The organism is Bacillus sp. NPDC057893 (assembly GCF_042796455.1).
In the GTDB taxonomy this organism is placed as follows: Bacteria; Bacillota; Bacilli; order Bacillales; family Bacillaceae_G; genus Bacillus_A.
Window position 1 is genome coordinate 1119117 of the sequence record NZ_JBHVNG010000002.1, and the last position, 13703, is coordinate 1132819.

Consider the following 13703-nt stretch of genomic DNA (forward strand, 5'->3'; position numbering starts at 1 on the left):
ATCTTTAAAAGGTGCTCTTTTTGCGTTTGGTTATAATATTAGTGACTATTTAGAATCGTGTGATAGAATAAAGGGAAGAGGATGCGATAGTTGAATGAACTTGTTCGAAAGTAATATATTTACATTGATATATTCTTGTCTAGTAATCGGACTTATCGTTTTGTTGTTTCTATCATTTACTCTGTTCATTAAAAGCTTATTGTAAAATAACATGTGATTAATATGAATCAGAAGCTAGATCGGATTATTGAATTGCTTGAAAAAGATAAAAAAAGAATGATGGAAGATGTATAAAAAGGAGAAGTAAATGGCGAATTATATAAAGGAATTACGTGAAAAAGTAGGACATGATTATATTTTCTTAAACTTTGCGGGTGGTTGTGTATTTAATAAAGAGGGAGAAGTATTACTGCAAAAAAGGGGAGACTTTAACGCTTGGGGCTTTCCGGGCGGTGCAATGGAAATAGGAGAGTCGGCTGCAGAAACTGCCATTCGAGAAGTTAAAGAAGAAACAGGATATGATGTAGAAATTGATGAGCTCATTGGCGTGTATACGAAATATTTTCAAACATATCCGAATGGAGATCAGGCACAGGCAATTGTAATATTCTTTAAGTTTTCAATCGTTGGAGGGAACAAAAAAGTAGACGGTGATGAAACGTTGGATTTGAAGTTTTTCCCGTTAGATAAAATGCCACCGTTATTTTGTAAACAACATGAAGATTGCTTGCAAGATTTATTGGAGAAAAGAGTAGGGGTATATCGCTAACATATAAAAAAGAAGCTAAAAGATTAGCTTCTTTTTTTATGTTCTATTTCCACCAATCATCAAACATTGACGCTGGTACTTGTCGTTTATGTTCACTCACTGTGTAACGCTTTTCGATTTTTTCTGCAACGTCAGCTGGAACTGATTTACCTTCTAAATAATCATCTAATTGATCGTAAGTAATGCCTAATTCTGTTTCATCAGCTTGACCTGGCTTTTTATCTAATAAATCAGCTGTTGGCATTTTTAAGTAAAGTCGCTCGTCTGCACCTAACTCTTGTAATAAAGCACGTCCTTGGCGCTTCGTTAAACCTGTTAATGGTAATAAATCTGCACCGCCATCTCCAAATTTTGTGAAGAAACCTGTTACAGCTTCAGCCGCGTGATCAGTTCCGATAACAAGTAATCCTTGTTGTCCGCCGATTGCATATTGTGTAACCATACGGATACGCGCTTTAACGTTACCTTTATTGAAATCTGTTAATGATTCACCTAATAAGTTTTCGTATTGATTTGAGAAAGTATCAACTGTTGAAGCGATATCAAATGCAGTAGATTGATCAGCTTGAATAAATTGTAATGCTAATTGTGCATCATCTTCATCCTTTTGTACTTTGTACGGAAGACGTACGGCGATAAACGTTGCGTTACCACCTTCATTACGAATTTCTTCAACTGCAAGCTGAGCTAAACGTCCAGCTAATGTAGAATCTTGTCCGCCACTAATTCCAAGTACAAATCCTTTCGCACCCGTTTTTTTTACATAATCTTTTAAGAAATCAACTCGTTTACGAATTTCTTCTTTCGGATCAATTACAGGCTGAACATGTAATGCTTTCATAATCTGTTCTTGTAATGTCATTATGTTTTCCTCCTATTCATATTAAAGCGATAAATAAGTTTATATGTATATTGGTACATACTTCTATCCTTTATTATTTCGCAAAACTAACGAATATACAATAGGATGTGTGTATGAATATGAATGTAGTCATTATAATGAAACTGCTTCGTGTAAGTAATTTTTTAAACCTTTCAATAATGTAAGGTTTTTGTCATTTGAATCGATGGAAGGTATTTCCGTACTTTACTAATATAAGAACATAGTTAGTAGAAGGGCGGAGAAGTAGTATGAACATTAGAGAACTCGCATTTCGAAATGTAACGCGAAATAGACGAACATACTCAGCTTATTTTTTGAGTAGTGCATTTGCCATTATGGCCTTTTTTGTATATTCATTTTTTGCGTTCCATCCGGCATTAAGTGCGGGAGAATTAGGGAAGTACGTATTTATAAGTATGTCTTTTGCACAGTCTATTATTTACTTATTTACATTCTTCTTTATTTTATATTCAATGGGAATGTTTTTGAAAACGAGAAAGCGTGAACTAGGAATTTTAATGATGCTAGGTATGACGAAATATCAATTAAAGCGTCTTATCTTCTTTGAAAATATCATGATTGGAATAGGGGCAATTATTTTTGGGATTCTTTCAGGTATGTTATTTTCAGGGATATTAATTTTTGTAGCCCCGATGATTTTAAAATTAGATATTTCTTTATCCTATTACATACCGATGAAAGCGATTGTTGTAACGAGTATTATGTTTTTCGTATTATTTATGATTATTTCATTGTTCAGTGCAGGAATGGTTCGTAAAAATAAAATTATGAAATTGTTTAGAGGATCAGCAGAGGCGAAACCAGAACCGAAGGCATCTATAATTTCTTCTATATTAGCAGTAGTATTGCTTAGTGTTGGGTATGTAGGCGCTCTTATGTCACATGGTGCAATGGTATTTATTATGATGATTCCTGTTACAACGGTAGTCACTATCGGTACGTATTTGCTGTACAAGCAGTTGAGCGTCTTTATTATTCGACTATGTAAAAAAAGTAAACGTTTCTATTGGACACAGACAAATATTATTACTTTGTCAGATTTAGCATACCGTATGAGAGATAACGCGAGAATGTTCTTTATTGTAACGATTATTTCAACTGTAGCATTTTCAGCAATAGGTACATTGGTTGGTTTTGCTTCGATGACGAAAGAAATTATGGACAGACCAATTGCGTTTCACTATCATTCTAAGCAAGGTAATAGCAATGAGTCACAGCATCTGAAAATTATTGACGAAGGATTAAAGAAACATAATATAGCAGCTTCAAAAATAAATATTTCATCGAAGACAACGGAGGAGCAGTCGTTAAGAAGCGCCAGTTTTATAAAAGAATCAGATTATAAGGAATATGCAAAGTTAACAGGAGAACCATTTAATACTGTATCAAATAAAGAGGCTTTATTTTTGTCAGTCGAAATACCAGGACCACCCATGAAAGAAAGGAAAGAAATTACTTTACCAAATGTGAATGAACCTTTAAATGTGAAAAAAGTTAATACTTCTTCATTAAGTAAAATACTAAGAGGTAATGTTTATGTAATCTCTAAAAATCAATATGATTCATTACAAGATGGATTTAAAGAAGAAAAAGATTATATGTATAAAACACAAGGAACAAAAGATGAAATTGAGGTTGGTAAAGAGCTTACGAATCAGATTAAGCCTTATCAAGAACATGCAACGTTTAGTGCAGAAGAGTACGATCAAAATCAAAGTTTACAAATCGCAGGACCCATTTTATTTGTAGGTTTCTTTATTGGTATTGTATTTTTCGTTTGTGCAGGAAGCTTCCTTTACTTCCGTTTATTTTCAGATTTGGAGGACGATACTCGTTTATTTGAAATGATTCGAAAAGTTGGATTGACGAGAGGGGAATTATCGAAAGTAGTCACAATCCGCTTAGCGCTTTTATTCTTCGTTCCAGTTGGAGTTGCAACATTACATGGGGCAGTAGCATTAACTGCGTTAGGACAAATGTTTGAGTACTCACTGTTTAAAGAGAATACGATTGTATTAAGTATTTTTGTAAGTATTCAAGTTTTGTATTTCGTCATTATACGAGCTCGTTATTTAAAACAATTGAAAGAAAGATTGAATATTCGTTAAATGTGTTTTTTTAACTTTTGTACTATATTTTCTAAAAAGAGTAAGGCATTACCAAATATATAGTGATAAAATGAAAATAGCGAGGTGAAAAAAATAATAGAGAGTAAGGGGGGAGTAACATGAAAGCAACAGGAATTATTCGAAAAGTAGATGAATTGGGACGGATAGTTATTCCTAAAGAATTACGAGATGTATTAGGAATACAAATCAAATCACCACTTGAAATTTTTGTAGAAGAAGACAAAGTCATTTTACAAAAATATCAACCTTACAATGCTTGTCAAATAACAGGTGATGTTTCAGACCAAAATATTTCATTAGCAAATGGAAACATTACTGTTAGTATAGAAGGCGCAAAACATGTAATAAAAGAAATTGAGCAGTTTTTGAAAAAGAGTGAGATTTAGTCTTAATTTATATTATTCTATTGAAAAACTGAAAAAGAAAAGGACCATTTAATGGTCTTATCCCTGTCAAGTAGACAATATTAAAAAGACTAAGCAGCCATCGAGATTCGATATTCTATCGGAGCTCGGTGGTTGAGTCGTTTTTGGAACCGTTTATAGTTATAAAAATAAATATACTCTTCAATTGCTTGTATTAAATCTGCTTCTGTTTTAAAATGATTCAAATACAACATTTCCGATTTAAAATGGGAGAAAAATGACTCAATACAGGCATTATCATGGCAGTTTCCTTTGCGAGAGTGGCTGCCAATGATACCTAAACCTAAAAGTCGTTTGTTGTAGGCGTGAGATGTGTACTGGAATCCCTGATCTGAATGGAGAATGGTTCCACGCACATCTCTTTTTTGTGCCAACATTTCAATTGTATCTAATACAAGTTCATTATCGTTGCGCTTGGATATTTTCCAAGAAACAACTTCGTTATTATAAATATCTTGTACAACAGAAAGATACCGAAATCCCTCTTGGAATCGTAGGTAAGTAATATCTGTAACAAGCGCTTCATTTTGTTGGCGATCTTTGAATTCACGGTTTAAAACATTCGGAAAAACATTGGAGTAGTTCCCTTTAAAGAAGCGACGCTTCTTTCGAATAATAGATTGAATGTTGAGCTCGCTCATTAAGCGATATACTTTTTTGTGATTTATAAAATATCCCTCTTCCTGTAAAGCGATTTTCATACGTGGATAACCATATTCCTTGTGCCTTACGTGAATAGATTGTATTACTTTTTTTAATCGTTTCTCGGATTCTAGTCGTATGTTTTTCATACTTTTTGTATGAATCCACTTATAGTAACTTGAACGATGTACACCCGCATATTTCGTAAGCCATATAACCGGATATTTCCCCTTTAATGATTCAATGATATGATATCTCACCGTATATTTTAGTGCACCTCCATTTACAGATTCGGATACTGCTTTTTTAAATATTCAACCTGTGCCTTATAGTAGTCACGTTCCTCTTCAATCGTCTTAAAATGAACGCGTTTGCCTTTTAGAGGATTTGATATACCTTTCATTCCACCATTTTTTCCACGAGTATCTGTAATTTCACCAAATTCTTTATATTTTTTCACCCAATTTTTTAGTTGTGTAGAGCTTCTAATCTGATATTTTTCCTTTATCATATTGTAACTTCCTTCTCCGTTTAAATAACTTTGAACAGCCGCTAACTTTAATTCTTCTGAATATGTAATAAATGTTGAACCTTTTTTAGTCATGAAAAATCCCCTCCAAGTAATAGTGTAACATCCATGTATGTACATGGTCTTTTTACACTGTCTACTTAAAGGGGATAATATCATTAATGGGTCCTTTTCTTTTGTTTATTGAGAAATATTTGAGAGGAAGGAAAATAGAACGAATAAAACGAAAGTTAAATATAAACGCATTCAATAGTGGTCTGAAATGAAAATAATATATTTTCAGGAGGGATTACGATGAATAGTAGTACAGCGAATAAACAAAAAGGCATTAAATTAATTCCGTTTACTGTAAATAAAGTGGTTGAACAAGTAAATGAAATTCCACCAGGTGTACAGCTGATTCATGCTCCGCAAGTATGGGAAAAGAGTGCGAAAGGGAAAGACATTGTCGTTGCCGTTTTAGATACAGGTTGTGATATAAATCATGTAGATTTAAAAGATCGTATTATTGGTGGGAGAAATTTTACAAAAGATTATGAAGGTGATCCGAAAATTTATCTTGATAATAATGGGCATGGTACTCATGTAGCGGGGACAATCGCAGCGACTGAAAATGGTGTCGGTGTTTTAGGTGTAGCGCCACTTGCTAAAATGTTAGTTTTAAAAGTATTAGCTGGAGACGGTTCTGGAAGCTATGAGCAAATTATTGAGGCCATTCATTATGCTGTAAATTGGAGAGGACCGAATAAAGAGAAAGTGAGAATTATTTCAATGTCACTTGGTGGTCCGCAAGATGTACCAGGATTACATGAAGCTATTCAAAATGCGGTAAAACAAGACGTACTTGTCGTATGCGCTGCTGGAAATGATGGGGATTGTAACGATGATACGGAAGAATTAGATTTTCCAGGTGCTTATTCTGAAGTAATCGAAGTAGGTGCTGTTAATTTAGAGCGGAAAATTTCATGCTTTAGTAATTCAAATCAAGAAATTGATTTAGTAGCGCCGGGTGATGAAATACTGTCTACGTATCCAGAGGGGAAATATGCAGTATTAAGTGGTACTTCAATGGCGACGCCGCATGTTGCTGGGGCGTTAGCACTTCTCATAAAGCAGTGCGAGAGAGAGTACGGTAGAAAATTATCAGAGCCGGAAATATACGCACAACTTATAAAAAAGACTGTACCTTTAGGGTATGAACGTACATCTGAAGGAAATGGATTAATAGATTTATTAAAAGAATAGTAATTACTAAAAAACATCTCATATTTATATGAGATGTTTTTTAGTCAGGCTGTGGAGAAAGTCTTCTCCACAGCCTGTTTTTGTGTCTGAACCTCTTTTATGTGTCAACACTGATAAAAAAGAGGAAAAGGAGAGATTTCTTATGATGGGTGCTTTAAAAAATCATCGTGATGAACGTGTATCTGTTTCTGTAGAAGAGTTAGTTCCACAAGATCATTTCCTTCGTGCAATTGAAGCGACAATTAGTTTTGATTTTATTGAGGAGAAGTTACGCCCTTATTACTGTGAAAACAATGGACGTCCGTCAATCCATCCTATCGTTTTATTTAAAATGATGTTTATTGGATATTTTTATGGTATTCGTTCTGAGCGTCAATTGGAAAAGGAGATTAAAACGAATATCGCCTACCGTTGGTTTTTAGGGTTTTCTCTATCAGATACTATTCCAGATCATTCTACAATCAGTTGGAATCGTCGTACCCGTTTTATTCATACAAATATTTTCGAAGAAATTTTTGATGAGATTGTGAGGCAAGCGACAGAGCACCGGATGGTGGGAGGACGTGCGCTGATGACAGATTCTACACATATTAAGGCCAATGCTAATAAAAATAAATTTGTACATAAATATAAAAAAGAAAAGGCAAAGTTTTATATAGATGAACTAGAAGCTGCGGTAATCGAAGATCGTGAGGTACACGGAAAAAAGAATTAAAACCCAGAAAGGAAAGTGATACCCCTACTAAAAAAACTCGTATAAGTACTACGGATCCAGATAGTGGATTTTTAATGAGAGAGGGAAAACCGAACGGTTTTCATTTCTTAGACCATCGTACGACTGATGCGAAGTACAATATTATTACAGATACTTATGTAACGGCTGGAAATATGGTAGATTCCGAGCCGTATTTAGCACGTCTACAAGCTCAAATTGATAAATTCGGATTTAAAGTGGAAGCTGTAGCTCTTGATGCAGGCTATTTTACAGGTTATATCTGTAAGAAATTATCAGAAAGAAATATATTTATGGTGATGGGGTATCGCCGATTTGGAAAGCGAAATAAAGAAGTACCGAAAAGCCAATTTAAATATGTAGAAGAAATGAATGCATTTGCTTGTCCGATGGGATGTATTTTAGAGTATGCGACAACGGATCGCGAAGGATATCGTCAATATAAATCGAATCCAGAAGACTGCGCTGTTTGTCCGCTACGTGAGGTGTGCTTTTCAAAGAAACAAAAACAAAAAGTTATCACTCATCATATATGGGAGAAATATAAAGATATCGCTAGAAAAAACAAGCTAACAGCTACAGGGAAAAAGTTGTATAAAGTACGCTGTTCAACTATAGAGCGAAGCTTTGCGGACGCCAAAGAACTACATGGCTATCGATATGCTCGGTTTCGGGGGCTGAAGTCTGTCCAAATGCAGGCTTATCTCACCGCAGCTTGTCAAAATATGAAAAAAATAGCCCTCCATCTGACCAAAAAGGGTCTGGTGGAGGGCTATTTTTCTAAATTCTATTATTTTATGTTGTTTTCATTCGCTAAAATCAAAAAGATTTCAGAGTGTTGGGAACCCTAAAGGGTTTCCCAACACTCTGACTAAAAAACATCTCATATTTATATGAGATGTTTTTTAGTATGGTTCTGTCGCATGTATTACAACATCTAATAAACCAGGGAATCTAGTATTTAAATCTTCTTCACGAATTGAAATGAAACGTTGTGTTCCTTCAAGGCGTGTATACATAACACCTGATTCACGTAAAACCTTGAAATGATGAGATAAAGTTGATTTCGCGATAGGGATGTTTAACGCGCCACAAGATTGTTCATTTTTCTCAAGTAACATATTTACAATTTGTAAACGAATTTGATCGCTAAGTGCATATAAGACTGAAGAGAATTGAATTTCTTCTCGGTTCGGATGGTATAGTGTTCGCATTATTTCACCTACTTGTATAAGTTGTTCTAGTTGCACTATAGCATATAAAGTGCTATATTTCTATTGTTCGACTATATTCGAACAATGGAAATATAGGGGGAGAAAAAATGAAGTATACAAAATTGCAAAAGGCAGGACTAAATATTTCAAAGTTAGGGTTAGGGACAAACGCTGTAGGGGGACATAATTTATATGCTGATGTGAATGAGGAAGAAGGAAAACGATTAATAGAAGAAGCGATCCAGCAAGGGATTACATTTTTTGATACAGCAGATTCATACGGTTTCGGTAGATCAGAGGAATTGGTAGGGGAAGTATTGAAAGGAAAACGCCACGAAGTTGTACTTGCTACAAAAGGTGGAATACAGCCGTTATTAAATGGAGAGGTTTATATTAATAATGAACCAAGCTATTTAAGAAATGCTGTGGAAAATAGCTTAAGAAGATTACAAACTGATTATATTGATTTATATTATTTACATTTTACAAATTCTGAAACAAGTTACATAGATTCAATTGGAGAGCTTACTCGCCTAAAAGAAGAAGGGAAAATTCGTTCAATTGGAATATCTAACGTTAATGTAAAGCAATTAAAAGAAGCGAATCAGCACGGACATATAGATGTTGTACAATCACCGTATAATATATTGGATCGTGCTGCTGGGGAAGAACTTTTGCCATATTGTATAGAATCAGGTATTTCATTTATTCCGTACGGGCCTCTTGCTTTTGGGATACTAGGCGGAAAATATACAGAAGATTTCAAATTGAGTGAAGGGGATTGGCGTCAAAGTGTAAATCTATTTGAAGAAAATACATATAAGAGTAACTTTAAGAAAGTTGAGAAGTTAAAAGGCTTAGCTAAAGAAAAGAATCTCGAAGTATCGAATTTAGCTTTAGCGTGGTTATTAAACAAAAAAGGAATTGATACTGTTATTCCTGGCGGGAAGCGAGCGGAGCAAATAAGAGAAAGTGTAAGAGCAGTGGATGTTTCATTGAATGAAAAGGTTATGAAAGAGATTGGATCTATATTAGAAGATTAGTTGAAAAGAGGGACAGTGCCCTCTTTTTATATAAAAGGAGAAGGTTTAAATGAAAAGAGTGCTAGCTGTATTCTTTACGATAATGTTTATGATTGGTACAGATACTTTCTTAATTTCACCACTTTTGCCAACATTACAACAGGTGTATCATGTATCAACTGAATTATCAGGATGGATGGTGAGTTCATATGCTTTAGGATACGCTGGATTTGCGCTTATCGCTGGTCCTATATCAGATGGCTTAAACAGAAAAAAAGTGATGGTATTAGGAATGAGTTTTTTTGCATTAAGTACATTTTTGTGTGGAATGGCACCGAGTTTTTTATGGATGCTAACATTTAGATTTTTAGCAGGTGTAAGTGCAGCTTTTGTATCTCCACAAGTATGGGCATCTATTCCGCTCCTTATAGAGAAGAAGCAAATTGTAAAAGCAATTGGAATTGCAACAGCAGGGTTATCAATCTCCCAAATTTTAGGACTGCCAATTGGAGCATATTTAGCAACGATACATTATACAACACCATTCTTCGTCATTGGTATATTATCAGCACTACTTGTCGTTCTTATTTATGTTACATTACCAGAAATACAACCAGTTCAAATAGGTGGAAATGAAAAAAATATATTAAAGCGCTATAAGCAATTACTTAGAGATTCAAAGGTTTCACTTTCTTATTTTGCATATTTTGTTTTTCAAACTGGTAATTTTGCAGCATTTTCATTCTTTGGTGTGTGGCTTTCCAGTCAATTTGGCTTACAAGTTCATGAAGTAGGTACAGCTATGCTCGTATTAGGATTAGGAAATTTAACCGGTAACATTTTTGGGCCGAGAATCGTAAATAAAATTGGTTATAACCTTTCTTTCTATGGTGGAATTGTATTTACAGCAGTGCTATATGTCATACTTCCTCATTTAAAGAACATTATATTTGTAGAGTTATTTTTCTTTGTTTTATTTTTTGTGACAGGAATTTTGTTTGTATTGATGATGGGGCGCTTACAAAATATGTCTAGTATAGCAAGAGGAACAGGAGCCGCTCTTGCTAATGCTTCTATGTATATTGGCCAAATGATTGGAGCGGCAATAGCAGGAATGTTATTTGCAGCATCTCATAAATTTATACTTGTAGGTAGTTTTACTGCGTTACTATATATAGGAGCTTTATTTTTGTTTAGAAAAAGTGAAAAGCTTAATGAAGATAGTGAAACAGGAATTGCATCATAAAGCCTTTAAAAATAAATCGGGGAAATCCAAAAAATAAAAAATCCCTAAAGAGATAGGGATTTATATATCGGCATATAGTTCCTTGGAAAAGGATATACTTAGTTTAACATATAGGACTACTTATATTTGTGAAGTAGATGTGAAAGTAATGTGAAAAATACCGTAATAAAAAGCACTGTTTTAGCTAATTTACAAGCACTGTTTTAGCTAATTTACTAAAACAGTGCTTTTCTTTTTGATTGAACAGTTGCTGCGTTTTCATCATGTATTCCAGCTTCTTCAATAACTCGTTTTTTTACTTTATTTAATAGATGGTCTACTGCCTCACCAAAATAGTTAGCTTCGCTTTTTGTGCGGGCTTCTCGTAAACATTTATAGTTTTCTAGCAGTTCCTCTTTTTCGGAGTTTGTTAAGAAATCTTCTATTTTCTTTTTTGTCATACGAAACACCCTTTCTTCTGACAAACGACGCAATAGAAAATATTTATTTTTCATTATAACAATAATTTTTAAAGAAAGTATAGATTAACGTCGTAATAATTTGTCAAGTTCTTGAATTTTTTCATCAGCTTTCCCAATTTGTGAATTTTTAGCCTGTTCACCACCTAGAGCTTGATGAAGTAAAAATGTTTGGCCTGAAATAGCGGTTACAATAGATACTTTTATAATTTCTTTAATTAAGGTGACATCGAATAAAACAAGTCCAAGAAGTGCAGCTAGGCTACCGGTAAATATATCGGTTAAAAACCCAAAGTGGAAAAACGTTTTTAAACGGCGTGGAAGCAATAACTTACCTTGGTTATTGATCAGATGGGAAACGAATCCAGTAACGCCACCAACTAGAACAGCAGTTAGCCATTGATACAATTCCATCGAATCCACTCCTTTTAGTGAATAAGATTCGTTTACTAAATATATATTCCTTTTTTAATTTTATATAAGCATATTGAGAAAGTTTGTTCTGGCTATTTGCTTGTTCAGTTTAATTATAACAGAAAAATCTGATATATTTCAGTCTATTATATGAAGCCTTTTTTCATTAATATGAATTCAGAAAGGGGTGCGTGAAATGTATATAGATTATCGAATAAGAAGTGTAGATGGTTATACAAAAAATATAGGGGAACTTGTAAGTATGATGGAGCATACGCGGGCAGTAACATTAAAGGAAATAGAGGATTTAGCAGTGGAGCAATTGGATTTAATAATGCCGAGTGGTGAGAATTCAATTGGTGCTTTACTAAAGCATATAGCGGCTATAGAAAAAGTCCATCAGCTTATTTCTTTTCAAAATCGTGATTTTACAAAAGAAGAATTAGAAGTATGGGAAGATGCACTGTATTTAGGGGAAGCGGGGAGATCTATCCGTGGTTATGAAATACAGTATTATGTACAACTTTTACAGAAAGTTAGAGAAGAAACATTAGAGTATTTGAGACAACGGGATGATGAATGGCTAATGTCAGAAAGAAAGTGGCCTAATGGTGTAGCATATAATCAGCACTACCTTTGGTTTCACGTGCTAGAAGATGAAATTAGTCATCGCGGACAAATTAAAATGCTGAAAAATAAGTTATTTGAAAATTACGTTAAATAAAGTAGCTTTTTAACGGGATATTCCATATAATGAGAGTAATTAAAATTAGAACGGGGTGATGTATTATGGCGAAATTAACTTATATGAATAATAAACCAAATACAAAGGTGGATGGAAAGGGCGATACTATATAAGTGAGCGCACTATCCTTCCACTTAGATTATAAACTAGGGAGGATATCAATTTGAATCAAAATATTTTAGAATCGTTCGGCTGGGATTCTTTTTTTGAAGAACAAGCTGTTGAGAACTATGAAGTAGGACGTATTTTACTTGAACATAAGCATATATATCGGATTATTTGTAATGACGGTGAATATATGGCAGAACTGTCTGGGAAGTTTCGGCATGAAGCGGTAACGAGAGGAGATTATCCAGCGGTTGGTGATTGGGTGTATATAAAGAAAATAGAAAATGAGCAAAAGGCAATCATTCATCGTATTTTTTCGAGAAGAAGTTCTTTTTCAAGACAAGAAGCTGGTAATAGAACTGAAGAACAAATTATTGCAGCAAATGTAGATTATTTATTTTTAGTGAATGCACTTAACCATGATTTTAACGTAAGAAGGCTGGAGCGTTATTTACTATTAGCGTATGAAAGTGGTGCAATGCCTGTTATTGTTTTAACAAAAAGTAGTTTATGTGAAGATGTGGAACAAAAAATCGTAGAAACGGAAGCTGTTGCAATTGGTGTTCCGATCTTCGTCGTCGATAGTTTAGAGCATACAGGTATTGACTCGTTACAACAATTTGTTGCTTCAGGAAAAACAATTGCTTTAGTCGGCTCATCGGGGGTTGGAAAATCTACTTTGTTAAATGCACTCGTAGGAATTGAGATAGCGAAAACGGGAGATATACGTGAGGAAGATAGTAAAGGGCGGCATACGACAACTCATCGTGAGCTGTTCCAACTACCGAGTGGGGGCTTAGTCATTGATACTCCTGGCATGAGGGAGTTGCAGATTTGGGAAGGAAGCAATGCAATTCAAACAACATTTTCTGATATTGAAGAACTTGCAAAAACATGCCGCTTCCGAGATTGTAAACATGAGAATGAACCAGGATGCGCAGTGCATAAAGCAATTGATAACGGGCTAACGACGATAAATCGTTTGCAAAGCTATAAAAAATTGCAAAGAGAATTGGCGTATTTTATGAGAAAACAAGATGCTATTCTGGCAAGAGCTGAGCGTGATAAGTGGAAGAAGATTTCTAAGCAAGATAAAAAGATGTAAAAAACCAAAGGACTA

Annotated in this window: 15 protein-coding genes and 1 pseudogene; 10 read left to right on the forward strand and 6 right to left on the reverse strand. The window is 34.4% G+C overall.

Going from position 1 to position 13703, the window contains the following annotated elements:
* Nucleotides 1-94: 94 nt before the first annotated feature.
* Together ACFVQC_RS14500 and ACFVQC_RS14505 are read left to right on the forward strand one after the other, a co-directional pair.
* Nucleotides 95-294 (forward strand): annotated as a pseudogene (locus ACFVQC_RS14500) (DUF4083 domain-containing protein).
* A gap of 13 nt (nucleotides 295-307) precedes the next feature.
* Nucleotides 308-769, forward strand: a complete 462-nt coding sequence (locus ACFVQC_RS14505; RefSeq protein ID WP_377894339.1) for an NUDIX hydrolase — start codon at nucleotides 308-310, stop codon at nucleotides 767-769.
* Between the two features lie 43 nt (nucleotides 770-812).
* On the opposite strand, the gene nadE is transcribed toward ACFVQC_RS14505, so the two are convergent.
* Nucleotides 813-1631 carry an ammonia-dependent NAD(+) synthetase gene (gene nadE / locus ACFVQC_RS14510; RefSeq protein WP_377894341.1) on the reverse strand — a complete coding sequence of 273 codons (819 nt, stop codon included), beginning with the start codon at nucleotides 1629-1631 and terminating at the stop codon, nucleotides 813-815.
* Between the two features lie 269 nt (nucleotides 1632-1900).
* On the opposite strand from nadE, the gene ACFVQC_RS14515 reads away from it, so the two are divergent.
* Both ACFVQC_RS14515 and ACFVQC_RS14520 read left to right on the forward strand, forming a co-directional pair.
* Nucleotides 1901-3781 (forward strand): ABC transporter permease, encoded by a 1881-nt coding sequence (locus ACFVQC_RS14515; protein WP_377894343.1) that lies wholly within the window; start codon nucleotides 1901-1903, stop codon nucleotides 3779-3781.
* Nucleotides 3782-3900: 119 nt separating this feature from the next.
* Nucleotides 3901-4188, forward strand: a complete 288-nt coding sequence (locus tag ACFVQC_RS14520) for an AbrB/MazE/SpoVT family DNA-binding domain-containing protein (protein WP_000648281.1) — start codon at nucleotides 3901-3903, stop codon at nucleotides 4186-4188.
* 89 nt (nucleotides 4189-4277) lie between these two features.
* Here ACFVQC_RS14520 and ACFVQC_RS14525 read toward each other — a convergent pair whose 3' ends face one another.
* Together ACFVQC_RS14525 and ACFVQC_RS14530 are read right to left on the reverse strand one after the other, a co-directional pair.
* Complete coding sequence (locus tag ACFVQC_RS14525) at nucleotides 4278-5129, reverse strand: IS3 family transposase (protein ID WP_377898556.1); 852 nt, start codon at nucleotides 5127-5129, stop codon at nucleotides 4278-4280.
* Between the two features lie 23 nt (nucleotides 5130-5152).
* Nucleotides 5153-5473, reverse strand: a complete 321-nt coding sequence (locus tag ACFVQC_RS14530) for a helix-turn-helix domain-containing protein (RefSeq protein WP_002114332.1) — start codon at nucleotides 5471-5473, stop codon at nucleotides 5153-5155.
* Nucleotides 5474-5692: 219 nt separating this feature from the next.
* Here ACFVQC_RS14530 and ACFVQC_RS14535 point away from each other — a divergent pair, with 219 nt between their 5' ends.
* The gene (locus tag ACFVQC_RS14535) at nucleotides 5693-6643 is read left to right on the forward strand and encodes a serine protease (protein WP_377894344.1); all 951 of its coding nucleotides are present in this window, start codon (nucleotides 5693-5695) and stop codon (nucleotides 6641-6643) included.
* A gap of 142 nt (nucleotides 6644-6785) precedes the next feature.
* Nucleotides 6786-8227, forward strand: a protein-coding gene (locus ACFVQC_RS14540) for an IS1182-like element ISBth7 family transposase (RefSeq protein ID WP_377898557.1) whose coding sequence is annotated in 2 segments (ribosomal slippage) — nucleotides 6786-7347 and nucleotides 7347-8227 — 1443 coding nt in all. Because the reading frame shifts where the segments join, the coding sequence is not laid out codon by codon here.
* A gap of 54 nt (nucleotides 8228-8281) precedes the next feature.
* On the opposite strand, the gene ACFVQC_RS14545 is transcribed toward ACFVQC_RS14540, so the two are convergent.
* Entirely contained in the window at nucleotides 8282-8590 is a 309-nt protein-coding gene (locus tag ACFVQC_RS14545) for an ArsR/SmtB family transcription factor (RefSeq protein WP_377894345.1), read from the reverse strand.
* Between the two features lie 107 nt (nucleotides 8591-8697).
* Between ACFVQC_RS14545 and ACFVQC_RS14550 the strand changes: the two genes are divergently transcribed.
* Nucleotides 8698-9633, forward strand: a complete 936-nt coding sequence (locus tag ACFVQC_RS14550; protein WP_377894348.1) for an aldo/keto reductase — start codon at nucleotides 8698-8700, stop codon at nucleotides 9631-9633.
* Nucleotides 9634-9682: 49 nt separating this feature from the next.
* The gene (locus ACFVQC_RS14555; protein ID WP_377898558.1) at nucleotides 9683-10858 is read left to right on the forward strand and encodes an MFS transporter; all 1176 of its coding nucleotides are present in this window, start codon (nucleotides 9683-9685) and stop codon (nucleotides 10856-10858) included.
* Between the two features lie 215 nt (nucleotides 10859-11073).
* On the opposite strand, the gene ACFVQC_RS14560 is transcribed toward ACFVQC_RS14555, so the two are convergent.
* Nucleotides 11074-11298: a hypothetical protein gene (locus tag ACFVQC_RS14560; protein WP_375370675.1), complete on the reverse strand. Its 225-nt coding sequence runs from the start codon at nucleotides 11296-11298 to the stop codon at nucleotides 11074-11076.
* Between the two features lie 84 nt (nucleotides 11299-11382).
* Complete coding sequence (locus ACFVQC_RS14565; RefSeq protein WP_377898559.1) at nucleotides 11383-11730, reverse strand: DUF4257 domain-containing protein; 348 nt, start codon at nucleotides 11728-11730, stop codon at nucleotides 11383-11385.
* 196 nt (nucleotides 11731-11926) lie between these two features.
* Between ACFVQC_RS14565 and ACFVQC_RS14570 the strand changes: the two genes are divergently transcribed.
* Both ACFVQC_RS14570 and rsgA read left to right on the forward strand, forming a co-directional pair.
* Nucleotides 11927-12454 (forward strand): DinB family protein, encoded by a 528-nt coding sequence (locus tag ACFVQC_RS14570; protein WP_377898560.1) that lies wholly within the window; start codon nucleotides 11927-11929, stop codon nucleotides 12452-12454.
* A 184-nt stretch (nucleotides 12455-12638) separates the two neighbouring features.
* Entirely contained in the window at nucleotides 12639-13688 is a 1050-nt protein-coding gene (gene rsgA / locus ACFVQC_RS14575; RefSeq protein WP_377898561.1) for a ribosome small subunit-dependent GTPase A, read from the forward strand.
* Nucleotides 13689-13703: the final 15 nt, after the last annotated feature.

Coding starts and splice junctions, on each gene's coding strand:
- ACFVQC_RS14535 (WP_377894344.1), top strand. CDS start 5,693: ATGAATAGTAGTACAGCGAATAAACAAAAAGGCATTAAATTAATTCCG.
- ACFVQC_RS14560 (WP_375370675.1), bottom strand. CDS start 11,298: ATGACAAAAAAGAAAATAGAAGATTTCTTAACAAACTCCGAAAAAGAG.
- ACFVQC_RS14520 (WP_000648281.1), top strand. CDS start 3,901: ATGAAAGCAACAGGAATTATTCGAAAAGTAGATGAATTGGGACGGATA.
- ACFVQC_RS14545 (WP_377894345.1), bottom strand. CDS start 8,590: ATGCGAACACTATACCATCCGAACCGAGAAGAAATTCAATTCTCTTCA.
- ACFVQC_RS14565 (WP_377898559.1), bottom strand. CDS start 11,730: ATGGAATTGTATCAATGGCTAACTGCTGTTCTAGTTGGTGGCGTTACT.
- nadE (WP_377894341.1), bottom strand. CDS start 1,631: ATGACATTACAAGAACAGATTATGAAAGCATTACATGTTCAGCCTGTA.
- ACFVQC_RS14550 (WP_377894348.1), top strand. CDS start 8,698: ATGAAGTATACAAAATTGCAAAAGGCAGGACTAAATATTTCAAAGTTA.
- ACFVQC_RS14530 (WP_002114332.1), bottom strand. CDS start 5,473: ATGACTAAAAAAGGTTCAACATTTATTACATATTCAGAAGAATTAAAG.
- ACFVQC_RS14515 (WP_377894343.1), top strand. CDS start 1,901: ATGAACATTAGAGAACTCGCATTTCGAAATGTAACGCGAAATAGACGA.
- ACFVQC_RS14505 (WP_377894339.1), top strand. CDS start 308: ATGGCGAATTATATAAAGGAATTACGTGAAAAAGTAGGACATGATTAT.
- ACFVQC_RS14555 (WP_377898558.1), top strand. CDS start 9,683: ATGAAAAGAGTGCTAGCTGTATTCTTTACGATAATGTTTATGATTGGT.
- ACFVQC_RS14570 (WP_377898560.1), top strand. CDS start 11,927: ATGTATATAGATTATCGAATAAGAAGTGTAGATGGTTATACAAAAAAT.